This is a genomic window from Lysinibacillus sp. S1, assembly GCF_044986265.1.
Taxonomy (GTDB): Bacteria; Bacillota; Bacilli; order Bacillales_A; family Planococcaceae; genus Lysinibacillus; species Lysinibacillus capsici.
The window spans coordinates 1,132,769-1,156,248 of record NZ_CP173154.1; the positions used below are offsets into that span (position 1 = coordinate 1,132,769).

Genomic DNA, 23,480 nt, shown 5'->3' on the forward strand with positions numbered 1-23,480 from the left:
CCATTTGTTTTCTACTATTCTAGTAACAATTTCATGAATGATGGAGGTAGAGAACAGCTATTAAAACATGGTAAACTAGTGGATAGAAAAGCAGTAAGGTAAAGGGTGAGTTTAATGACAATTCGTTATCCAAACGGGAAATTGTATACCCCAAATGCTTCTGTACAGAAAACAGAAAAAAAGAGCAAGAGCAAAGATTTATCTTTTAGTAATCGTGGGAAGACGCTAGAAGATGAAATTAATGAAGCAAACGACTATTATATAAAAAGGCGACTTGCTATCATTCATAAGAAACCTGTTCCTGTGCAAATCGTCAAAGTAGAGTACCCTTCACGAAGTGCTGCTGTCATTCGTGAAGCTTATTTTCGAACACCCTCTACAACCGACTACAATGGTGTTTGGAATGGGCATTATATAGATTTTGATGCAAAGGAAACGGCTTCCAAAACAAGTTTCCCCTTAAAAAATATTCATGAGCATCAAATGACACATATGCAGCAAGTGACGGAACAAAATGGTGTGGCTTTTATTATCGTTCGTTTTTCGGCTTTTGAACGATATTTTATTGTGCCATACAAAGTTTTACAAAAGGCCTGGCAAGCAATGGAAAATGGCAATCGTAAATCGATACCCTTTTCGATCATCGAAGAAGAGGCATATGAAATTCCTACGAGCTATTATCCGCGYATCGATTATTTACCCAWCATCCAACAATTGATTGATGCAAAATGCTACGGGTCTGAAAGTGAGGAGAAATAAGAATGACTGAACGTCGTCGAACACGTGGAGAGCATCAAAAAGCTCWCGCTGAAAAAAATAAAAATAAAAAAAAAAAACCAGCCTCAKCCRCWAAGWCAWRGWTTAAACGCAWTWTCTTAACAGTCTTAGCAATCGGTGTAGCAGGCTTAATTGGAGGAGGTGCATTATTTGCCTTCTATGCAAGCACGGCTCCAGAGCTCGATGAAGAATTACTAAAAGATCCTGTTTCTTCAGAGTTCTACGATAAAAACGGTGATTTATTTGCAACAATAGGTGCTGAAAACCGTAAATATATAAAATATGAAGATATACCTGMAGATATGATCAATGCTATTCTGGCTACAGAAGATGTACGCTTTTTTGAGCATCATGGTATGGATTTTTATCGTCTAGGCGGGGCAATCCTTGCAAACTTCCGTGATGGCTTTGGTGCGCAAGGTGCATCGACTTTAACACAGCAAGTAGTCAAAAACTCATTTTTACAAAACGAGAAGAAATTAAAGCGTAAAGCACAGGAAGCTTGGCTTGCCTTCCAATTAGAACGTAAGTATACAAAAGAAGAAATTTTTGAAATGTATTTCAACAAAATGCTTATGTCAGGTCGTATCTATGGCTTCGGCACAGCCGCACAATACTTCTATGGTAAAGAATTAAAAGATTTAACATTAGATGAAGAAGCACTATTAGCAGGGTTAGTGCAACGACCAAATGCGTATAATCCATTAAAAAACCCTGAGCTTGCAAAAAAACGACGTAATACCGTTTTAGGATTAATGTATCAACACGGAAAAATTTCTAAAGCCGAAATGGAAGAAGCCAAAAAAGCAGAAGTTCAATCAGGTTTAGCGGATGATGCAACACGTCAATCATTTGCAGGTTCCAAATATGATGCCTTCCTGGATATTGTTATTAATGAATTAGAAAATAATGGTGACGGTTCGGCAATGGCAGAAGGAATCAAAGTCTATAYGRYGCKTKATCCAAATGCTYAAYAAGYTGTAGAWAATKTGATGAATGATGATAGTAATTTCCCAACTGAAGATATTCAGTCAGGTGTGGCGGTCGTTGATACAAAAACAGGTGCCATTCAAGCCGTTGGTGGCGGTCGTAAATATGGTGCAGAACGTGGCTGGAATTATGCCGAGGACTTAACAAATAATCAACCAGGTTCCACAATGAAACCGTTAGTCGACTATGGGCCAGCAATTGAATATTTAAAATGGTCTACAGGTCAAAYACTTGTMGACGAACCAATGAACTATACAGGTACAAAGCAAACAATCACAAACTGGGATGGCAGATADATGGGTGCCATGACTGCACGTAAAGCATTATATGCTTCACGGAACGTTCCTGCTGTCAAAGCATTACAGGAGGTTGGCACTGAAAAAGCCAAGGAATTTGTTGGACGTTTAGGAATTGAAACAGAAAATCTCTATGAGTCCGATGCAATTGGTGGCGGTGCTATTACTATCTCTCCTATTCAAATGGCAGCTTCCTATGCTGCTTTCGGTAATAACGGGGTCTATACAGATCCACATTCGATTACAAAAATTGTTTATCGTGATGGTAAAACGTCTAAAAACTATACACCTGAGTCTAAAGTGGCTATGAATGATTATACGGCTTACATGGTAACAGACATGCTACGTGATGTAGTCGGCAATAAGCCTGATGCCTCAGGAACTGCAGCCAATGTGCCTGGCTTAGATATCGCAGGTAAAACAGGTACAACTAACTATTCAGCAGAAGACTTTAACAAATATAATTTACCGAATACAAGTGTGCCAGATTCATGGTTTGCTGGTTACACAACTAACTATTCCATCGCTATATGGAGTGGCTATGAAAAACACTTTGATCCAATTACAACGTGGGAAGAACGTCGATTACCACAAAACTTATTTAAGACGATTATGCAAGAAATTTCAGCGAATGTTGAGACAGCTAGCTTTAAAAAGCCAAGTACTGTTGTAGAAGCAACGGTGGAAGTAGGCTCTAATCCTTTAAGATTGGCAAGTGACTATACACCTAGCGAACTACGTCAAACAGAGTTATTCGTTCGCGGGACTGAACCAACAGAGGTTTCTGAGGTCTATGAGGCGCCAGAGCTATCTACACCTTATAATGTTTCAGCAAACTTAGATTTAGGAGCACAGTCGATCAATATTTCTTGGGAACATKATGCCATCCTAAATCCAGAAACCGATGAACCATTACCARCTTCATTTGAAGTTTCTGCCACACGTGAAGGTGGAGAAACGGTTGTCCTTGGCACAGCAGACACGAAAGGCTTAACTGTTGCTAACACACTTGAAGATGGTAACTATACAATCTCTGTCGTAGCCATTGTAGATGGCACACGCAGTGAGCCTGGGACAACTACCTTCCAGATCACAAGTACCCCTGAGGAAGATTTGGAAACGGAAGATCCAGATGAACCAGATATTGATTTACCGATTGATCCTGGTCAAGAGGATAATGATCAAGGTAATAACAATAATGGTAATGGCGACAACGGTAATAACAACAATAATAATGGTAATAACGGGCATGGAAATGGCAACGGGCATGGAAATAACGGCAATGGTGGAAACAATGGCAATAATGATGGAAATCAGCAGCCAACACCTCCTACCGAGCCTACCAACCCAAATGAAGAAGACCAAAGCTCAGAATAAAGAAAAAAACCGAGAAGCAGTTCATTCACTGCTTCTCGGTTTTTTGTTTTTTTATTGATGAAGGGCTTTGAGGAGGCTATCCGTCAGTTTTGACGGTCTATCCTTCACTCTACAAGGTCTATCCGCCACTTTTCGCGTTCTATCCTTCACTTTACATGTCCTATCCACTTTTTATACTCTATCCATCCACTCTAACTTTTACTAGCTTGAATCCGCAGTCGTGCTGTGCGCTTTTTCGTTTCTTTAAATAGCTCATCTAGTTGACGATAGCATGCATATTGACCTGGCTTAGCTTTAATAAAGGCTAATCGCTCAACCCCATTAATCGGTAGCACTTCATCTCCTGCAGCTTGCACAAGTTGTTCAAATAGCTCGATGGCATCTTCCATTAGCCCTTTTGCCAGTCCATTTCTTGCATCATGTGCTGTATGGATAGCGGCTTGTAGTGAAGTCCATTGGGCAAACCATGCATCTACTTTTTCTTTTGCAATGGCTTCGCTATTCATGCTTCCTTCACCATGCCTTTCTTTAAACGCTTTTGCCCTTCACGACAATCGTCGAGTAAAGGGCAAGTACCACATCCAGGATTTTGGGCCTTACAATGATAACGCCCAAAGAAAATTAATTGGTGATGCGTTTTTGACCATTTGTCCATTGGCGTTTTCTTCATAATCGTCTCTTCCACTTCAAGCACCGAATCTTTCCATCGACAGAGCCCTWGGCKTTTKGATACTYGCTCCACMTGGGTATCCACTGCAAGTSCTGGAATAWCAAAGGCTACTGMAAGCACAACMTWKSYCKTYTWYMSWYCTACACCTKGTAATGTCACCAATRCTTCACGTGTTGCWGGGMTKTCGCCACCGTACTCATCTAKTAMACGTTGMMATMGMGCCTGWWTKKTYTTCGCCTTMTTGYGATMAMGKYYAAWAGAGCKWATATCCTGTTGCAATTCCTCTATAGAAACAGCTAAATAATCTTCTGGTGTTTTATATTTTTGAAATAAGGTTTTCGTTACTTTATTGACTAGTACATCTGTACATTGTGCAGATAATAATGTGGCAATCGTTAGCTCAAAAGCATTATCATGGACGAGCTCACAATGTGCGTCGGGAAACATTCGATCCATTTCTTCTAGACAATGCTCCCACTGTTTTTTCGTTAACAAACTGGATGCCCCCTATTCTCTTTCTTCCAACCAATTATAAAAAGGAACTCTACCCGTTGATTGCGTTTCTTGTTGAATTGTTYGAGCTGGTGCTCTGTTAATTGTCTGTTTCTCWCGGAACTGTTCACTTTGCTTTTGTGCGGCTTGTGGTGTCGTAATATTTTTCTTTTTCCATTCTAATAAAATGCGATCAATATAGCGAATACTCAATTTCCCAGCAAAGACAGCCTCCTTTAGCGCCTCTTTGATGAGTGCAGGACTATGCTTGTCCTCATCAAGCCAGCATCCAATTTTTTCAAGTTCTAAAGGAGATAAAAGACGCCCCATTTCCTCTTCAAAAAGACGGAATATCTCCCCTTCTTCTTGCTGAAGTGTCACTGCCGTTTGTTGCTGCTCTTTCATAWCAATCATCTGTAAAATGCGCTCCCATAGCGGGTATACGGAATACTTTTCATATAGCTTGCCACCCGCGTCGACATCTCGTGTAATTTCAAGAAAACCCTTCTGCATTAATCGCTGTAAACGGGATGTGATGTCATTATCAGACATTGTGAGACGATTTTTTAGATCATTAGGTGTTGGGAAGTCATTCTCCTCCATATGAAAGGCCAATAAGTGCATGACAATCAGTGCTTCTTCATCCTCCATGTTTAACTCCTTATAAAACTGAAAAAAAAGCTGTGGAATGGGAATCATTCTCTGCTCAGTCCATGTACGGAGTCGATGATTATTTACGTTCATTATTCTCCAGACTCCTTCTTTAAGTAAGTAGAAAAGCCGCGTAGATAGTTCACTACGCGACTTTTAAATTGATTAGCTTATGGATATAAGCGGTTTAGTAAACGTGGGAATGGAATTGTTTCACGGATATGCTCTGTGCCTGAAATCCATGCTACAGTTCGCTCTAACCCTAGACCAAAACCTGAATGTGGGACAGAGCCATGTTTGCGAAGCTCTAAATACCAAGCATAGGCATCTAATGATAGGTTATGCTCTTCCAGACGTGATTTTAATAAATCGTAGTCATGGATTCGCTCTGAACCACCAATAATTTCTCCGTAACCCTCTGGTGCAATTAAATCTGCACATAATACAACATCATCACGATCTGGGTGTGGTTGCATATAGAACGGTTTAATGCCTACTGGGTAACAAGTAATAAATACTGGTTTGTCAAATGAATTCGCAATCGCTGTTTCATGTGGCGCACCAAAATCATCGCCCCACTCAATATCGTCGAAGCCTTGTTCGTGTAAAAGCTTAATCGCATCATCATAAGAAATGCGAGGGAATGGCGCTTTAATGTTTTCAAGTGTTGATGTATCACGGCCAAGTCGCTCAAGATCTAATTTGCAGTTTGCAAGTACAGATTGTACGATGTGCGCTACATATTGCTCTTGTACTTCTAAATTTTCTTCAAATTCTACGAATGCCATTTCAGGCTCAATCATCCAAAACTCGATTAAATGACGACGAGTCTTAGATTTTTCAGCACGGAAAGTTGGACCGAATGAGAATACTTTTCCTAAAGCCATCGCAGCAGCTTCCATGTAAAGCTGACCAGATTGAGATAGATAAGCATCTTCATCGAAATATTTTGTATGGAACAGCTCTGAAGTACCTTCAGGCGCAGAACCTGTTAAAATTGGTGGGTCCATTTTTGTAAAACCGTTGTTGTTGAAAAATTCGTATGTAGCGCGAATAATTTCATTACGAATTTTCATAATGGCATGTTGTTTACGAGAGCGCAGCCATAAATGACGGTTATCCATTAAAAATTCTGGACCATGTTCTTTTGGTGTGATTGGGAAATCTGTTGCTGCATGTAGTACCTCGATACCAGTGATAGCAAGCTCACAGCCAAAGCTTGAACGTTCGTCAGCTTTCACCTCACCAATCACATACATAGAAGTTTCTTGCGTCATCCCTTTTGCCGTAGCAAAAATTTCTTCGCCTACTTCTTCTTTCACTACAACGCCCTGTACAAAGCCAGAGCCATCACGTAGCTGTAAGAACGCGATTTTTCCGCTTGAACGTTTATTGGCTAACCAAGCGCCAATTTTGACTGTTTCACCGATATGCTGTGGCATATCTTTAATCATAATTTTTTTCATAGAAATCCTCCAAAGTTAACTAGAAGGATTAGTCTTGCCATTTTGATTTTACGAATGTATCAATACGACGGACTGCCTCTTCTAATAAGTCTAAAGATGTAGCATAAGATAATCGCATAGTAGTTGGTGTACCGAAGCCAGAGCCTGGAATCACTGCTACGTTTGCTTCTGTTAAAATATCCGCAGCAAATGCATCTACTGAATCATAGCCAGTGTGAGCCATAGCTTCTGCTACGTCTGGTAATAGGTAGAATGCACCCTGTGGCTTTAATACATGGAAGCCAGGAATAGCACTTAACTGTGGGTAAATTTTTTCAAGACGAGATTCAAATGCCTGACGCATTTCCTCTACCGCATCCTGAGAGCCATTATACGCCTCCACAGTTGCATATTGTGCTGTTGTTGTCGCATTAGATGTTGAGTGTGATGCAAGGTCAGTCATTGCTTTAATAATGTCTGTGTCACCTGCAGCATATCCAATACGCCAGCCTGTCATAGAGTGAGATTTTGCCACACCATTAACAACGATTGTACGTGCTTTCACTGCATCAGAAAGTTGTGCAATTGAAAAATGCTCAATACCATTGTATACAAGCTTCTCATAAATTTCATCTGACACGATTAAAATATCTTTTTCTTCTGCAACAGCAGCAAGTTCTGCTAGCTCTTCACGAGAATAAATCATGCCTGATGGGTTGCTAGGAGAATTGATAATCACTGCTTTTGTCTTGTCTGTCACAGCTGCTCTCAGTTGATCCGCTGTAATTTTATAGCTTTGTTCACGTGTACCTTCAACATATACTGGTACGCCGCCAGCTAATTTCACTTGTTCTGGATAAGACACCCAATAAGGGATTGGAATAATAACCTCGTCGCCTTCATTTAAAATCACTTGGAATAGCGTGTATAAAATATGCTTTGCTCCTACACCAACAATGATTTCATTTGGTTGATAGGTAAGGTTATTGTCGCGTTGAAGCTTATCAATAATGGCTTTTTTCAGAACTGGAAGTCCGCCAGCAGGTGTATATTTTGTATACCCTTTCTCCATTGAATCAATGGCAGCATTTAAAATATTTTGAGGTGTATTAAAGTCTGGTTCACCAGCTCCAAGACCAATCACATCAATACCTTGCTCTTTCAATGCTTTTGCTTTTGCAGTAATCGCTAATGTTGAAGATGGTGTTAAAGTTTTTACACGTGTTGCTAATAAATTTTTCATTCGGGATCTACTCCTCTTATAAATTCGTAATGCGCTTCCACCAGTCGCCATCCTTAAACAGAATATAGACATAGTTGAGCTGGTCGTGGTCGTTCAGATATGTAATTTCCCAAACTGCGCCAGGCTCCTCATAGCCTAATTTCATGTGGAGGACTTTTTGTACATTTCCTTCATTTTTAAAAACCGATAATGCTTGCTTTTCCGTAATACCATCTTCTAATATCACTTCCTGAATGGAATCCTCGTCTAGATTCGTCGGAACAAAGACAGCTTTTTTATCACCGTATTCGTCTACCCCGAACACAGTAACATACGAATGTTTGCCATTATATGTGTAGGACTCCGATACAATTGCGAGGGCTTTGGCATCGAGTGCCAACTGTTCAGCCTGCTCTTCAATTGAACGGAACGGAGCCTCGGCTTTCCAGAGTACTAAAATACTAATGACAAGTGACAACGAAACAATAAAGACAGAAATGAAAATTAACCAGTTTTTCATCTATTCACCTTATGTTTCACATCGAGCTGTTTTGGCATAACACATAGCTGATGCATGTGTGTGTCTATAACTGTGTAACCATTCATTTTGCTTTCCATTTTGTCAACCTGCTTTCTTTCCTCATACCACAACATTATACAACAATTTTGTGCTGTCGTGTTTCTTAATTTCATATATTGTACGTTGCTAGAACAACGTTTTCAAACAATGACTACAGTAAATTTCATTTCACCTCTTAGAAGCCTCGTTTTGGGCATAAAAAACATGGTCATATCACAAGAAAAATTCCTATTTAACTATGTAAATAGGAACCTGTCATTATGATAATTCGTATAGCACACAGCTAGCACGGCCATTCGCCTTTGCTTGGTATAAACAGCTATCCGCTTGCTCAAATAGCTCCTTGTATTGATAGTTTTTCTGATTATTCACACAAGCACCCATACTGACCCTTAAGGGATAACTTTGCTGTTCCTGTTCGAGCTTTAGTGAGAGCAAATAGGCATGTGTGTTATGGACCAATGTTTTGATATAGTCCTTCTGAGAATGCCTCAAACAAAGGATGAATTCATCTCCGCCATAACGAATAATTTCCACATCTTCATCCTGTAAAAAATCCTTCAAGCTGTTAGCTAAAAGCTGTAAAATCATATCTCCAAATAAATGACCATGCGTGTCGTTAAATAGTTTAAAATAATCGACATCCAAAACCGTAATACATACATAGGATTGCGTTATTTCGGCTGCATTGAGCCATTCCTGTAGCTCATAGTCTAAAAAATGTCGATTTAAAACGCCTGTTAATGGATCATAATGTGCTTTTTTCTCAAGCTTTTCCTTTTGACGCTTAAATTCTAAGTTCATTACTTGTTGTAATAAATTTGCAACACTCATTTTTTCCGAGAGATCAATATATTCACGCTGTACATCAAAAATTTCATCTCGCCAATCCAATTGATACAATACATTTAACAGTAAGCGCATCACTTTTTTTGTAATTGGCTTATCTCCATAAGATCGGGCAAGATCTATGGCTTGTTTATAATAAAATACAGCTTCTTCAAGCTTTTGCTGTTTTTCAAATAAAAAACCGTAGCCAAACAATGCCGCTACTTTTTCTCGTTTATGATGATGAATAATAGTAGAGGATAACGTACTGTCCAGCAATGCCTTCCCCTTTTTAAAATCCCCTTCTAAAATATACACATCTGCTAAATTATTATTAATACGAATATCATGTAATTTTGCTAGATCAGGCATTGTTCTAGCAAGAGATTTATTATATTCTCTAGCTAATAGCCCTGCTTGAAGTGCTTCCTTTGTACAGCCCTTCTCTACCTCTAAATAGCACAGATTATTATGACAGCGAACAAGCATGACAGGATCTTGTAGCTCCTGTGCATAGGCGATAGATTTTTTCGTCATCTCCACCGTTTTTTCACGGATGCCAACTAAATCATAGATTAATGACATTACTAAATGATAATGCATTAAATCTTTTGTCGTACCATAATTTTGACAAATGGCCTCATAATCATGAATAAGATTAACCATGCTTAATGTGTCACCTAAAGAATGATGAACTAATATTTTTTGATAGTACAAATCCATGACATATGGATAGTTATTGCTCTCTAATGCGACTAAAAGACCTTGATCAGCAAGCTTTAGTGCTTTCGTTAAATACCCCTTTGTGCGCATCTCCATTATCGTTTTATTTAATTCTTCTAATGTTAATTCCACCGTTTCACCACTTCTCCATACCCCATATCATCCAGTTTACTTTGTGCTTTCTCAATTATAAGACATATGTATTCACTTAGTCCGCCTTTTTCGTATGATACCAACTATTACCTACAACGCAAAAATCTTTTGTGATGATTGTTTTAAAATCTTACATCTGTTTGCTTGAAAGTGAATCATCTTATCCCATCATAATATGTAGGTAATTTTTTTATGTCTTTACACATTTTTCTCCATTTTTGTCCTCGTTACCTGTTGTTTTTACCCATATGATGAGTTAATTAGCTTTTTTAGTATCGAAAAGGGACGTGATGTTGTGAGTATGCAAATTAACCCTTCTGATCCAGCAACGATTCCAAAATTTGTAGATGAACTTCCAAAACCAATGATTGCTAAACCAAAATACAGCAGAGGGCAACAGAAGAATGATTATTACGAATTGGTCATGATGGAGGGCCAGCATCGTTTTCATAAGCATTTTCCAAACTCATTAATTTGGGGCTACAATGGGCTTTACCCAGGGCCAACCATAGAAGCTTCTAAAAATATAACTATCTATGTGAAATACAAAAACCAGCTGCCCTTACAGCACTTTTTACCAGTAGATTTTACGCTTCATGCTGCAAACGATTCACAAGAAGTAAGAACAGTTACTCACTTACATGGTGCCAATGTGGATTGGCAGAGTGATGGCCATCCTGAAGCATGGTACACAAGAGACTATCGGCATACTGGTCCAAAGTTTAATAAGGAAATACATGAATATACGAATCATCAACCTGGCACTACCATGTGGTATCATGACCATGCCATGGCTTTAACACGTTTAAATGTATATGCAGGATTAGCAGGCTTTTATTTACTGAGGGATGCCCTTGAGGAACGCTCTAATTTACCATGTGGAGACTATGAATATCCGATTTTAATTCAAGATAAAACGTTTAATGAGGATGGCTCATTGTTTTATCCTGACGAACCACCCTTTCCCGTGCCTGTTCATCCCTCTATCACACCAGGCTTTGTTGGCAATACGATAGTGGTTAACGGAAAACTATGGCCTTTTTTAGATGTTGAGCCACGTAAATATAGATTTCGTTTACTAAATGGCTCTAATCGACGAGGCTATGTCATCAGTCTTTCCAATGATCAACCAATGTTTCAAATTGGTACAGATGGCGGTTTCTTATCAGCACCACAACTTATCCAATCTGTCGAGTTGCTGCCAGCTGAACGCACGGATGTCATTATCGATTTTTCAAGCTGTGCTGGACAGGAGATTACCTTACTTAATACTGATACCGATTTCAGTGATGAACATACAAACGTGATTATGCAGTTTCGAGTAACTTTACCTTTGAAATGTGAAGATACAAGTGAGATTCCAGAAAGACTTGCCGTTTCTATGGATCTACATCCACACCATGCCCATATTGAAAGACAACTACCATTGACGGCGACTACCGATGAGTTTGGTCGACCTATGTTGCTGTTAAATGATCGTATGTACCATGATCCAGCAACGGAAAAACCTTCTTTAGATAGTGTGGAAANCTGGAACTTTATTAATGCTACACCCTTTATCCATCCTATTCACCTGCACCTCATTCAATTTAAAATTCTGGAACGAAGGCCGTTTGATTTAGAAATCTATCAAAATGAAGGCATCGTACAATTTACAGGGCCGCCTGAAGAACCAAGAGACTATGAGCGAGGTTGGAAGGACACGGTGAAGGCTGACGCTGGAAAGGTGACAAAAATTATTATGCATTGGAAAGATCATGTCGGGAATTATATGTGGCATTGTCATTTCCTTGAGCATGAGGATCATGATATGATGCGACCCATTCTCGTTATGAAAGACGTCCATGCTGTTCAGCAGCCTCATGCAGCAGTAGAACATCCTGTAACACATCAAGAATCAACAGCTCCCACAAATCCTTCAAATCCTACAAGTACTACCCATCATAGTGAATCTTCAGCACCACTATTAAATGAGGTAGAACACTCACAACTTGAGGAAGAAAAGGTAGTCTCACCTCAAGAAGAAGAATCCATTACTATTCATATAGGAGATAATACACAACATATGCCAACGCTACTGTTTCCAACCCATCCTACCAATACTCCTACGAGCAGGCATAGGCCTCGTCAAAGAACCCGAAGATTTTAGCAAAGTACGCTTTACAAAGAAAACTACCAATGAAAAGGTGGTTTTCTTTGTTCTAGCAATTTATTTGACCTCCAATCGCCATATTCTTTTCGTTACGAAAGCTAATAATAATACACACACAGAGATTATAAAGACTGGTATATAGATGTTGGCTTGAAAGAACTCAAATAGCAACCCATACCCCATCTGCCCAAGTGGTGCCATACACTGTGATACTGCCATCATAATTGCCATGACTTTCCCTAATTGTTCATTTGGTGTTTCTTTTTGCACAAGGGTCATTACGTAAATGGAGATAATCGTCATCATCATCGCAATGATAAGAGCACAACCAATAAATAAGCTATACGATGGATAATAGCCAATTTGAAGGGCGCGAGGGAGCACAGACATAGCCAHGGGAATTACCAAAAAGGCTGACATCAATACCCAAATATAGAGGGTGTGAATACGCAGCTTTTTTGCAAAGTACCCCATCGTTAACGCGCCTAAAATCGTCGCAAAATCAATAATCCCCATTCCTATTCCATACAATGTATCACTACTTTTCATCGTGACACGAAGAATAATAGGCACACCAACGATAAAAAGTGGAGTCAATAGTAAATTCAATAAAGCAGCAAGTAGCGTACATTTTAAAATAAAAGTTTGCTTCACCACATAAGTAAAGCCTTCTTTCATGTCTTTGATTAAGGTCGGCATCAAATGACCATCATAGCTACGTTTCACAAATGGGATTGTCATAAACATTTCTACAATAGCCGTAAAGAAAAATAATAAACCACTTACTATGACGAGAAGTTTGAGGCCAAGCATTCCATATAGTATCCCCCCTAGCACAGGTGCTGTCACTCCTGCTAATGCCTGGACCCCATTGACGATCCCATTAGCCTGCTCAAGCTTTTGTTCGCTAACTAATAGCGGAATACTAGCCATTACAGCTGGCGTGTACATGGCACTAATGAATGAAAGAAGCACCATAACCAACCCAATCCATAGCACAGAATGATTGTCTGTTAGTAATACAATAAAAAAAATCAATACAATGCCACTACTGATAAAATCAAATAGGACCATTAAATTTCGCCGATTAAAGCGATCTGCTATAGCGCCACCAAATGGTGTAAGTAAAACAGGAAGGCTTGAAATAGCGAAAAGCACAGCAAAAAGATCTGCCCGTCCTGTTATATCTAAAACAAAAAGTGAAAGAGCAAATCTTAAAAGCGCAGAGCCTAAAATAGAAATAATCTGCCCAGCTACCATAATGATAAAATCTTTCGAAAAGCCTTTTTCTTTGACTAGCATTTCCATATAAAAAACACCCCTTATTATTTTTAGACCGACAGTCGGTCATTTAATATGTTAAAAAATTGTAGGCACAAGCTTCTAGGACTTGCCCTACAAATTAGACTGACTGTCGGTTTATAAATAGTATATGTGAACTCCCCAAAAAAAGGAACATATTTTTATATCTTCCTTTTTGTTAACCCTATTTACTTTTAAAGTAATGTTTAATTTGCTCAATCATAGCAGTAGTTGCCTGACTAACATAGCGATCTACGCGGAAAATAATGGATAGGCTTCGGCTTGGAGCACCATTTGAAATTCGTATACTACACAAACTAGGATCATTCATTTGTTGGAGCAAAGGATAGGGTTGCACCGTTACACCAATATTGGCTCGAACGAGATTCATAATGGACGTGACAGAGCTTGTTTCAAGAATAGAATGAATGTGAAAACCATGCTTTTTTACAGCCTCTTCTACTATCTCTCTACCAAGAAAACCTTCTGGATACATCACCATAGGAAGTCCTTCTAATTCAGCAATTGGGATCACTGTTTGCTGTGCCAATGGATGCTCCTTTGAAACGGTCAGTACATATTCCTCTCTACATAAAGGAATAATGACCAATCGATCATCTGATTCTACATTCGTCCCAATACCGATATCCACTTCATTTTCGAGAACCTGCCGCATAATATCGATGGAAGCAAGTATCTTTAATTTTACCTTTGGAAATTTTTGATGGAAATCAATAACAAGCTGTATAATCCGATAATCAAGATCAGATGGCATGATGCCAATACTTATTTGTCCCCCTTGTAGCCCCTGTAAATCTTTAATCGAATCTTTGACATTTTGTAATGTATTAAATACCTCTGTTGTATAGCTAAACAAAAGATAGCCTGCCTCAGTCACAACAATKTTTTTGCCAATACGATCGAACAATGGCATTCCTAGCTCATCCTCCAGCACACGTATTTGCTGGCTTAACGTTGGCTGAGAGATGCCAAGTTTCTCAGCAGCTTTTGTAAAATGTAGCTCCTCATAGACTGCSATAAAATAATGCAGATGCCGTATTTCCACATAGACCACGCCCTATCATAGTTTCTAACTATCATTGTAATAGTAATAATAGTATTGTTCAATCATTCTAATTCAGATAGACTTCAATTTAGGCTTACTATTTATTTGATAGGACGGAGARGAAAGACAATGAATATAAAACACAAAATTGTACCAATTATTGCCATTATTTYAGCTTCTTTTAATTTACKGCCTGTMATTACTTCGGTGTCCCCCTTGTTAGGAACTATTCGCCAGACTTTACATATGAGCGCAGCTACTGCTAGTTTGCTAACTTCTTTAGCTGTGCTATGTATGGGCTTATTTGCACCTTTCGCAATCAAACTAGCTAATCGTTGGAGCATCGAGCGAACTATCGCTTACGCTCTTATTCTTATTGGACTAGCAACAGCTACCAGATATTTTGCTAATACTGCCTGGGTCATGCTAGTAACAGCCTTGTTATCAGGCATTGGCATTGCCATCGTAGGACCACTGTTATCGGGCTATATTAAGGAGAAATTTGCGAACCCTTCCCGTGTAGTGGGGATTTACTCGCTAGCACTTGTAGTAGGAGCTGCACTTGGCTCTGGGCTTTCTATTCCACTAAGCAATTTTTTTCATTCATGGCAAGCTTCTTCTGCCTCCTGGGCTATTCTTGCTTTAATCGCTTTATTCTTTTGGTGGAAGCCAATTGAACAAAAAGCAGTTACTGCATCAGTCACAAATTCACCTAGTAAGAGCAACAGTGTGAAGCAAATGTTAATGAATGAAAAGGCTTGGCTTTTAACAGGCTTTTTTGGTTTAATGGCCTTCATGTTTTATACCATCATGGCTTGGTTACCTCCCATCGCAGAAAATTTAGGCTATAGCAAACACGACGCTGGAATGATGCTGACACTATTAACAATTGCCCAAATGCCAGCTACATTTTTAGTGCCTATATTAAATAACCGTTTTCAGCATCGAGCCGTATGGCTAGTAGGTAGTTCATCATTAGAATTAATTGGATTATTGATGCTACTGTTTTCTTATAATCCTTGGCTGAGCAGTATTCTGATTGGCCTTGGTGCAGGTGGTCTTTTCTCATTAGGGCTAACATTACCAATTGATGAGGCCAAAGATATTCACGAGGCTAGCTTCTTAGCTGCTATGACACAATCAGTTGGCTTTGTATTTGCTGCATTGGGCCCCTTCTTTGTCGGACTTGTTCGAGRTTTCACAGGCAATTTTACAACTGCTATTATTGGCATGATCATCATCGTCCTTTWSMTKATYAYKAYWYAWCKWRWWATKKKAWMMCAMARSCCACCGCAAAGGCATCATATTCACATGAAAAAGACGACTTTCTAACAAGGAAGGTCGTCTTTTAATGATGGAATCGATTTTGAGCCTTTGTTGTATTGCCTTCACGGGATGACACTTGCCATACATGTAGCGTCTTCAACTGATGCTTGCTAATTAGCTGACTGAAGCATATCTTAGCACAACTGCCTCTAAAACATCGATTCCTATTAATATATCTTCAAGCTCCGTATGTTCATCTGGATGGTGACTTAAACCATCCACTGAAGGAATAAAAATAAGGCCAACTGGTCCGAGCCTTGTCATATTCATAGAATCGTGACCTGCTCCACTTTGCATATATTGATAGGATAGTTTCTTCTCTACACAAATTGTTTCTAAATCTTGCATTAGCTTTGGAGAAAGCTGGACAGGATCCTCTGAGCTAATGACATTGTATTCAATCGCAAGCTGCCTCTTTTGTTGAACGTTTGCAATAACCGTATAAAAATGCTGAAGCACACGTTCTCTCGATTCCACAGAGGATGATCGGATATCTACAGTTAACTCCACTTCACCTGGAACTACATTCATCGAGCCTGCCACAACCTCTAGTATTCCAACAGTTGCCACAGTGCCAAACTCCTGCTCTGCTATCGCCGCTTTTTCTAATTCTAATGCCAATTCGGATGCTCCTAAAAGAGCGTCCTTTCTCATATTCATTGGAGTCGTGCCTGAATGGGACGCTTTTCCATTTAACTTCATTAATAAGCGAACTGGTGCTGCTACCCCTGTGACAATACCAATTTTCTTTTCATAGTTAATTAGCAGTGGTCCCTGTTCAATATGCAATTCGAAAAAGGCATGGAATCCTTCCTCTACTCTTGTCGCTTGATCAACACTACTAAAATCAAGTCCACAATGAGCAAAAGCCTGCTCCATCGTAATACCATCTCGATCGACTAAATGGCGATATTTTTCTTTATCAATTAATCCTGCCATTGCTTTACTGCCTACTGTTGACACACCAAATCTTGAAGACTCCTCACAGGCAAAGGCGATAATTTCAATTGGATGCTCTGTCACAATAGATCGCTCGTTTAATCGCTTGATGACCTCTAGGGCAGCGGTTACCCCTACAACGCCATCATATTTACCGCCTTGATAGACAGTATCTAAATGAGATCCCATGACAACAGGCTGCAATCCTGGCACACTGCCTTCTCTTCGAGCAATAAGATTTCCACAATGGTCAATATGAATTTGAAGATTTTCATCTTTACATAAACGAATAAAGGCATGTAAACAAGCCTGTTCTTCATTCGTATAGGCAACTCTCGTAATCCCTTTTTCGCCTGAATTATATTGATTCATTTTATCTAGTAATTGTTGATAACGTTCTTTATAGATCATGTAAACAGCTCCTTTTGAAGAATTACGAAGATGAAAATCAGACCAAATGTACGCTTGTATAGTATCTATTTTACACCTTTTTGGTTGAAAATTAGAAAAGGGATTCTCCATAACGAGATCCCTACTCTAATTCACTGGAAAGACTTAAGCAGTATATGACTGCTCTAATCTATTTACTATTAGCCATTTTGTCATTGAAATGATGGAACAAAGCATCACATTCTTCAGTCGTTTCAATTTTTTGCATGCTCAGGACACTTTTATCTTTACCCGTTAAGTAATCACGTAGATGCATATCAGAGAAGCCATGTACATGAGCATCTTCTGCTGTATTACAATAATGAACTTCTTTAATACCCGACCAAATAATAGCGCCCACACACATTGGACATGGTTCGCAAGTAGCGTAGATGACACAATCGGATAAATCCATTGTGCCAAGCTTTTTAGAGGCTTCACGAATGGCTACTATTTCTGCATGTGCAGTGATGTCTGTATCACGCATCATTGTATTGCCAACAACAGCGATGATTTCATCACCTCTTACAATGGTTGCACCAAATGGTCCACCAATATTTTGATCGATGCCTTCTTTTGTTTTGTCAACAGCTAGTTGAATATAATCCATACCGTGATTCCTCCTAGTTAATAATATGAGTACCAGCCTGATTATTGATCGCTTCTTTCAGACTTTCAGGGTTTGTAATAATTACTCGATGACCACCATTTTCTAAGAAGCTTAAGCTTGCTTCGATTTTTGGTAGCATACTTCCTGGCGGGAACTGATTATCTTGAACATGCTGCTTTGTTTCCTCAACAGTAATTTCTTCAAGTGCTTGTTGTTCAGGTTTTCCAAAGTTAATAAACACACGCGGAACACCCGTTGTAATAATTAATGAATCCGCATTTACTTGTGCCGCTAATAGACTTGTTGCAAAGTCTTTGTCAATGACTGCATCTACACCCTCATAGACATTGTTTTCTTTTTTCACAACTGGAATTCCACCACCGCCTACAGCGATCACGACATAATCATTATCAATTAATGATTTAATCGCCTCTTTTTCCACGATATCGATTGGTTTTGGTGAAGGCACAACGCGACGGTAGCCACGGCCAGAATCCTCTACCATTTTCCAATCTGGATGCTCTACTAGCATCGCCTCCGCTTGCTCCTTTGTAAAGAATGAACCAACTGGCTTTGTAGGGTTAATAAAGTTGGGATCATGTTCATTGATTTCAACTTGTGTAATCACACTGACTACCTTTTTATTAATTTGACGTTTAGTCAGTTCGTTAATTAATGCTTGTTGAATTAAATAGCCAATTCCACCTTGTGTGTCAGCCACACAGTTTACTAACGGAATTGCTGGCATGCCTGATACTTCATTAGCAATTTCACTTCTTTGTAAAGTGAAACCAACTTGTGGACCATTGCCGTGTGTGACAACCACTTTATAACYTTCCTGAATCATATCCGCGATATGCTCGACAGTTTGAGCAACTGCCTCTTGCTGACTTTGAATAGATTCACTTCCACTATCCTTTACCAACGAGTTACCGCCGATTGCTACAATTACTAATTTATTCACAACTACACCCCTACTTCTTTTTCTACACTATTTTGAACATTTTGCTGATTAAATTTATATAACAGCGTATATAAAATGAATGACACGATCAGTCCGCTAAAGAAAGCAAAGTTATTTAGCTGTACTAAAAACGGCACACTTTTCAGGAAAGCACCTGACATTGGTAAGAGGAAGCTTATTAATAGAACGATACATGCTACGATGTTATAGCCAGATTTATAAGCTCCATTATGACCTTCTTCCACATACATCATAGATAAATCTAAACGTCTTTTACGCTCGATAAAGAAGCTAGACAACATAATACCTGCAATCGGTCCAAACATAGAGCCTATAAAACTATAAAAGAAAAATAACGTTTCTGTACTCGATACTAGTTTCCAAGGCAAAATGACTGTGCCAATAATCGCTGTTAAAATACCTGCTGTTTTGACCGTAAATACTTTAGGGAATAAAGTTGTCATTTGTAATCCAGATGGTAATAAATTACCAAAAACTACAAAAGCTGTTGCGCCTACATTTAAAGCTMWWMTKMWTACAATCACTGAAAAGGGATTTTGAATTTTATCAATAGCATCTACAATATTAAAAATTGGTTGCCCAAAAGCAATTTCTGTCCCTGCTATTAAACTAATACAAGTAATCGCAAATAATAGATACGAGCCGATCATACCGATGGATAAGCCATAGATCATTGCTTTTGGCGATTTAGCTCTATGCGTAAAATCTGCAATATTTACAATTGGACCAGCCCAGTTAGACACCAATGCGCTAAMACAWGCAATAAAGAMYAATSGMMTWTMYMTMSWRGTMRAMGGCYTATATTCTAAAATTGGTCCAATTCCTSCAGCAATATTAATTGCCCAAATCGCTGCGCCAATAATGAAAATATAAACAATCGGTGATGAGTATTTACCGAAGACTGTTAGCATATCCATGCCACCTAAAAAAAGTAAAACTGTAATTACCCATAAAATAATATAAGAAATCATAGTCGGAACATCTAAGCCAAAAATAGTGAAATCTCCACCAATAGACATATAGTTCGGAATAAATCTTGCAAATAATACATTAAGGGATTGAGCGCCCACAACGGTCGTCGTACCAAAGAATACAACCCCAGCAATCAACCCTCGACATAACGCCGGAATAATAGAGCCTTTTACTCCAAATGAATCTCTTAGTAATATGGCAAACGGAATGCCATATTTAGAGGCGGAATATCCATTTAAGCAATAGCCTGCTGAGACGATTACTGCTGAAAGCATAATGGCTAAGAAAACTTGATTAACTGATAATCCTAAGACAAAAAACNCTGCAACCGTCATATAAGACATAATATTGTGAACTGCACCCATCCACACGGTAATGTAGTTAAAGATTCCCCAGTCTCTTTCCTGAGGACCTTTTGGTAAAAGTTCTTCCGAATAGCCAAGTGCTCTATAATCTTGATTGGACTGTTCAATTTTTGCGTGTTCCATAGAAAGCTCCTCCTACTTATAGGAAGTGGGCTTAAGCCCACTTCTCACTAATTGTAATTAATGCTTTTTCAAAAGCTTCCATTGGAGGATTTGTAATACCAGCACCAATCATACCGATTCCAGCCTCTTTATGTGCGATAGCTGTATTAATAATTGGAAGAATACCTGATTGGATGACTTTGCGAATATCAATACCAGTAGGAATTCCCATGAAGTTTAATAATGGAATGGTAATATTTTGGTTTTCTGTCGTCGTAATTTCTTTCATTTTACGAGAATAACCAATTGCTTCATCCACTGTTCCACCTACTAAAGCAACGATTGCTGGTGCAGTAGCCATTGCGAAACCACCAATACCGTAAGTTTCTGTAATAGCACTATCCCCTATATCAAGACCTGAATCCTCTGGTTTGTAGCCAGCAAACATCGGTCCGATTACTTTTTGTGCTGGGCCAGTAAACCATGTATTACCTGGCATGCCACTAATACGAACACCAAATTCTACACCGTTACGTGCCATTGTTGTCACGACAGTACTATATTCGATTCCATGTGCAGCATCTAATGCACATTTACAGCATGCCATCCATGTAGGACCTGAAAAATAATCACTACTTGCCACGAAATCAAATACTGCTCGCTTTTGTTCAACAGGATAATCTGTTTCTAAGATATATGGTGTCAATGCTTGAATTAATAAGCTTGTACCTGCATTATTACGGTTATGACATTCGTCACCCATGTGGAGCGCTTGTGCAAGCATTAATCGTAGATCGATGCCGTCTTTATTTAATTTCATTGCATCACGTAAAATTGGTCCTAACACATCACGCATCCATATTAATCGCTCGACAACGCTGTCATCGTTGGCACCCATACGCAAGATTTTTGCCATTTGCTCACTTAAATTTGTATAGGCGATATTGCCATACGTTTTATTTTCAACGATGTGCATAAACATCGAAGCAGATGTTACCCCAGCCATTGAACCAACTGCATTATGCTCATGGCAAGGTGAGAATGTAATATCTCCAGACGCCGCTACCTCTGCTGCTTCTTCTAAATCTTTTGCTAATCCTTCGAATACAAGAGCACCCATCACAGCGCCCTTCATTGGGCCATTCATATCTTCCCAAGTAATGGGTGGTCCTGCGTGTAAAATTGTTTTTTTCGTCATGCCAGGTACAACATTGATGGCTTGATCGAAACCAATCAACACGGGTTGAGAGTTAACAATTTTTTCCACTGCAAGACGATTTGCTGCTTCGATTTTTTCAGCAAGTTCTGCTTTATCGATTTTGTTTAGTGCTGCAATAATTTCTGGCTTACCTCCACCCGGTGGTGACCACTCTAGGTGTGTAGCACTTGCATTTTGTGCTAATATATCATCCTTAAAAAGTTCAATACCTACGTTAATTACGTTAATTTTACTTGTGAAAAGTTCATTAATCTTACTCATGATTTTCTCCTTTCAACACCATTTCTCTAGCAAGTAATCCTGCATTTGTACTACTGCTTGCATGTGTAACACCTGCATCGACTAATTTTTCCACTTGCTCATCTATGTTTGGCGTATCTAAGTCTGTTCCAAGGACATACCCAATGATCTCTAAATGTCTACCTTCTTTTTCAGCAAATTGTTTAGCTTCAATGATGGCTGGAAGCATAACACCTACTGGGTCTTCATGAGAGCCAAAGCCTAATACGAAGTCCATCACAATGACACCAACTGTCGGATCTTTTGCTTCTTGTAAGAAGCGCTCTATGCGAGAAGACGGATCGATCATTGGATGTGGTTTACCATTTGTAAAATCATCATCACCGAAGTCAATGAATGTATGTTCCTGACTCACATTGATATCTTTCAATAAGAAATCAGGATTCTTTTGGATGTTACTGTAAATATTATCTAATTTTTCCATAGCTAGATACATAGATTCATCACAAAGCGTACCGCCACAGAATAACCCACGAATGTATTTTTGCTCTGGCGCTAATTTTGCACGAACCGCTTCAACTAATGGAATGTTAAGTGCACGTTTGTTAATACCTGCTTCATCAATACCTGCTAGTAAGACTGCCTTTAAGGCTGCTTCTTTCGATGTTTTAGCAAATTGTCCACCAGCTGCCACTACAGCCTCTTCATTACCACCTATAAAATAAACCACTACCGGTTTGCTGCATTCTTTAATTTGTGCGAGTACTTTTTTCTCAACACTTGCTTCAGGTGGCTTCGATACAAGTACAATCACTTTAGTGGCTTCATCGGCTTCTAGTGCTTTGATTCCATCAAGCATCATCATACCGCCCACTTCTTTACTTAAATCTCTTCCGCCAGTACCGATCAGTTGTGTGATACCACCACCGAAGTCATGAATGCGAACACTTACTTCTTGGCTACCTGTACCAGATGCCGCTACGATACCGATATTGCCTTTTCTTACAGCGTTTGCAAAGCAAAGTCCTGTATTACCAATAATAGCGGTACCACAGTCTGGTCCCATCATTAATAAGCCTTTTTCATGTGCTAAAGTTTTTAATTCTACTTCGTCTTCAACGCTTACATTATCACTGAACAGCATCACGTGTAGATCATTTTCAAGTGCTTTGCGTGCTTCGCGAACAGCAAATGCCCCATTGACAGAAATGACCGCAAAGTTTGCATCAGGAATTCCTTGTGCAGCTGAATCAATCGTTGCATATTTAATATCACTTTTTGCTTGTGCTTTATCTTTATTTGTTAGTAATTCTTCCACTGCTAGGTAAGCGCTTTCTGTTTGATCCGCATTAGCAGTTTTAACAATAATCATTAAGTCCCCTGCTGTTGCTTCCTCCACTTCTGGCGTCATCAAACCAACGTTACGAATGACTCCTTTGTTCATCTCCGTACCCATACCAATAAATGCTTGCTCGACGCCTTCAATTTGATTCGCTTTTGTAGATAGTGACATCAATGACACTGAATCAAAATATGTGTTGCGCTTAATTACGACTTTAATACTCATCA

General features: G+C 39.1%; 15 protein-coding genes and 4 pseudogenes. 4 read left to right on the forward strand and 15 right to left on the reverse strand.

From position 1 onward, the window contains the following. Positions 1-114 precede the first annotated feature (114 nt). Together recU and ACHZEU_RS06045 are read left to right on the forward strand one after the other, a co-directional pair. Positions 115-759, forward strand: a complete 645-nt coding sequence (gene recU / locus ACHZEU_RS06040; RefSeq protein WP_404804199.1) for a Holliday junction resolvase RecU — start codon at positions 115-117, stop codon at positions 757-759. A gap of 2 nt (positions 760-761) precedes the next feature. Next, positions 762-3,440: pseudogene (locus ACHZEU_RS06045) on the forward strand (PBP1A family penicillin-binding protein). Positions 3,441-3,631: 191 nt separating this feature from the next. Here the strand turns inward: ACHZEU_RS06045 and ACHZEU_RS06050 are convergent. The 7 genes and pseudogenes from ACHZEU_RS06050 to ACHZEU_RS06080 form a co-directional block, all read right to left on the reverse strand. Continuing rightward, positions 3,632-3,946: a YpoC family protein gene (locus ACHZEU_RS06050; RefSeq protein WP_066037666.1), complete on the reverse strand. Its 315-nt coding sequence runs from the start codon at positions 3,944-3,946 to the stop codon at positions 3,632-3,634. Then, positions 3,943-4,605, reverse strand: a pseudogene (nth, locus tag ACHZEU_RS06055) (endonuclease III domain-containing protein). Before nth ends, ACHZEU_RS06050 begins: the two are co-directional and overlap by 4 nt. 12 nt (positions 4,606-4,617) lie before the next feature. Beyond that, positions 4,618-5,346, reverse strand: a complete 729-nt coding sequence (locus ACHZEU_RS06060; protein ID WP_404804200.1) for a DnaD domain-containing protein — start codon at positions 5,344-5,346, stop codon at positions 4,618-4,620. Between the two features lie 77 nt (positions 5,347-5,423). Beyond that, on the reverse strand, positions 5,424-6,719 hold the full coding sequence (gene asnS / locus ACHZEU_RS06065) for an asparagine--tRNA ligase (protein ID WP_004232833.1): 1,296 nt from the start codon (positions 6,717-6,719) through the stop codon (positions 5,424-5,426). A gap of 28 nt (positions 6,720-6,747) precedes the next feature. Further along, positions 6,748-7,941, reverse strand: a complete 1,194-nt coding sequence (locus ACHZEU_RS06070; RefSeq protein ID WP_048389971.1) for a pyridoxal phosphate-dependent aminotransferase — start codon at positions 7,939-7,941, stop codon at positions 6,748-6,750. A gap of 16 nt (positions 7,942-7,957) precedes the next feature. Continuing rightward, a complete protein-coding gene (locus tag ACHZEU_RS06075) occupies positions 7,958-8,440 on the reverse strand; it encodes a DUF5590 domain-containing protein (protein WP_048389969.1) in 483 nt (160 codons plus the stop codon). Positions 8,441-8,758: 318 nt separating this feature from the next. Further along, a complete protein-coding gene (locus ACHZEU_RS06080; RefSeq protein WP_066037664.1) occupies positions 8,759-10,183 on the reverse strand; it encodes a tetratricopeptide repeat-containing diguanylate cyclase in 1,425 nt (474 codons plus the stop codon). A 322-nt stretch (positions 10,184-10,505) separates the two neighbouring features. Between ACHZEU_RS06080 and ACHZEU_RS06085 the strand changes: the two genes are divergently transcribed. Further along, positions 10,506-12,353, forward strand: coding sequence for a multicopper oxidase family protein (locus ACHZEU_RS06085; protein ID WP_404804575.1), 1,848 nt, complete (start codon positions 10,506-10,508; stop codon positions 12,351-12,353). A 60-nt stretch (positions 12,354-12,413) separates the two neighbouring features. On the opposite strand, the gene ACHZEU_RS06090 is transcribed toward ACHZEU_RS06085, so the two are convergent. Beyond that, the gene (locus ACHZEU_RS06090; RefSeq protein WP_404804201.1) at positions 12,414-13,664 is read right to left on the reverse strand and encodes an MFS transporter; all 1,251 of its coding nucleotides are present in this window, start codon (positions 13,662-13,664) and stop codon (positions 12,414-12,416) included. Between the two features lie 178 nt (positions 13,665-13,842). Then, positions 13,843-14,724: a LysR family transcriptional regulator gene (locus ACHZEU_RS06095; RefSeq protein ID WP_404804202.1), complete on the reverse strand. Its 882-nt coding sequence runs from the start codon at positions 14,722-14,724 to the stop codon at positions 13,843-13,845. Positions 14,725-14,853: 129 nt separating this feature from the next. On the opposite strand from ACHZEU_RS06095, the pseudogene ACHZEU_RS06100 reads away from it, so the two are divergent. After that, positions 14,854-16,056: pseudogene (locus ACHZEU_RS06100) on the forward strand (CynX/NimT family MFS transporter). A gap of 108 nt (positions 16,057-16,164) precedes the next feature. Here ACHZEU_RS06100 and ACHZEU_RS06105 read toward each other — a convergent pair. The 6 genes and pseudogenes from ACHZEU_RS06105 to fdrA all read right to left on the reverse strand — a co-directional run bounded on the left by ACHZEU_RS06105 (position 16,165) and on the right by fdrA (position 23,478). Continuing rightward, on the reverse strand, positions 16,165-17,400 hold the full coding sequence (locus ACHZEU_RS06105; RefSeq protein WP_048389960.1) for a Zn-dependent hydrolase: 1,236 nt from the start codon (positions 17,398-17,400) through the stop codon (positions 16,165-16,167). A gap of 169 nt (positions 17,401-17,569) precedes the next feature. Then, positions 17,570-18,028 carry a nucleoside deaminase gene (locus tag ACHZEU_RS06110; RefSeq protein ID WP_048389958.1) on the reverse strand — a complete coding sequence of 153 codons (459 nt, stop codon included), beginning with the start codon at positions 18,026-18,028 and terminating at the stop codon, positions 17,570-17,572. A gap of 13 nt (positions 18,029-18,041) precedes the next feature. Continuing rightward, the gene (arcC, locus tag ACHZEU_RS06115; RefSeq protein ID WP_404804203.1) at positions 18,042-18,992 is read right to left on the reverse strand and encodes a carbamate kinase; all 951 of its coding nucleotides are present in this window, start codon (positions 18,990-18,992) and stop codon (positions 18,042-18,044) included. Between the two features lie 2 nt (positions 18,993-18,994). Next, a pseudogene (locus ACHZEU_RS06120) lies at positions 18,995-20,473 on the reverse strand (cytosine permease). 31 nt (positions 20,474-20,504) lie between these two features. Continuing rightward, positions 20,505-21,932 carry a DUF1116 domain-containing protein gene (locus tag ACHZEU_RS06125; protein ID WP_048389952.1) on the reverse strand — a complete coding sequence of 476 codons (1,428 nt, stop codon included), beginning with the start codon at positions 21,930-21,932 and terminating at the stop codon, positions 20,505-20,507. Further along, on the reverse strand, positions 21,925-23,478 hold the full coding sequence (fdrA, locus tag ACHZEU_RS06130) for an acyl-CoA synthetase FdrA (RefSeq protein WP_404804204.1): 1,554 nt from the start codon (positions 23,476-23,478) through the stop codon (positions 21,925-21,927). The genes ACHZEU_RS06125 and fdrA overlap by 8 nt, the downstream gene beginning before the upstream one ends. Between the last annotated feature and the right edge of the window lie 2 nt (positions 23,479-23,480).

Bases quoted from the DNA above. Each gene is read 5' to 3' on its own strand.
- ACHZEU_RS06070 (WP_048389971.1), bottom strand. From the start codon at position 7,941: ATGAAAAATTTATTAGCAACACGTGTAAAAACTTTAACACCATCTTCA.
- ACHZEU_RS06125 (WP_048389952.1), bottom strand. From the start codon at position 21,932: ATGAGTAAGATTAATGAACTTTTCACAAGTAAAATTAACGTAATTAAC.
- ACHZEU_RS06105 (WP_048389960.1), bottom strand. From the start codon at position 17,400: ATGATCTATAAAGAACGTTATCAACAATTACTAGATAAAATGAATCAA.
- ACHZEU_RS06075 (WP_048389969.1), bottom strand. From the start codon at position 8,440: ATGAAAAACTGGTTAATTTTCATTTCTGTCTTTATTGTTTCGTTGTCA.
- ACHZEU_RS06110 (WP_048389958.1), bottom strand. From the start codon at position 18,028: ATGGATTATATTCAACTAGCTGTTGACAAAACAAAAGAAGGCATCGAT.
- ACHZEU_RS06050 (WP_066037666.1), bottom strand. From the start codon at position 3,946: ATGAATAGCGAAGCCATTGCAAAAGAAAAAGTAGATGCATGGTTTGCC.
- fdrA (WP_404804204.1), bottom strand. From the start codon at position 23,478: ATGAGTATTAAAGTCGTAATTAAGCGCAACACATATTTTGATTCAGTG.
- asnS (WP_004232833.1), bottom strand. From the start codon at position 6,719: ATGAAAAAAATTATGATTAAAGATATGCCACAGCATATCGGTGAAACA.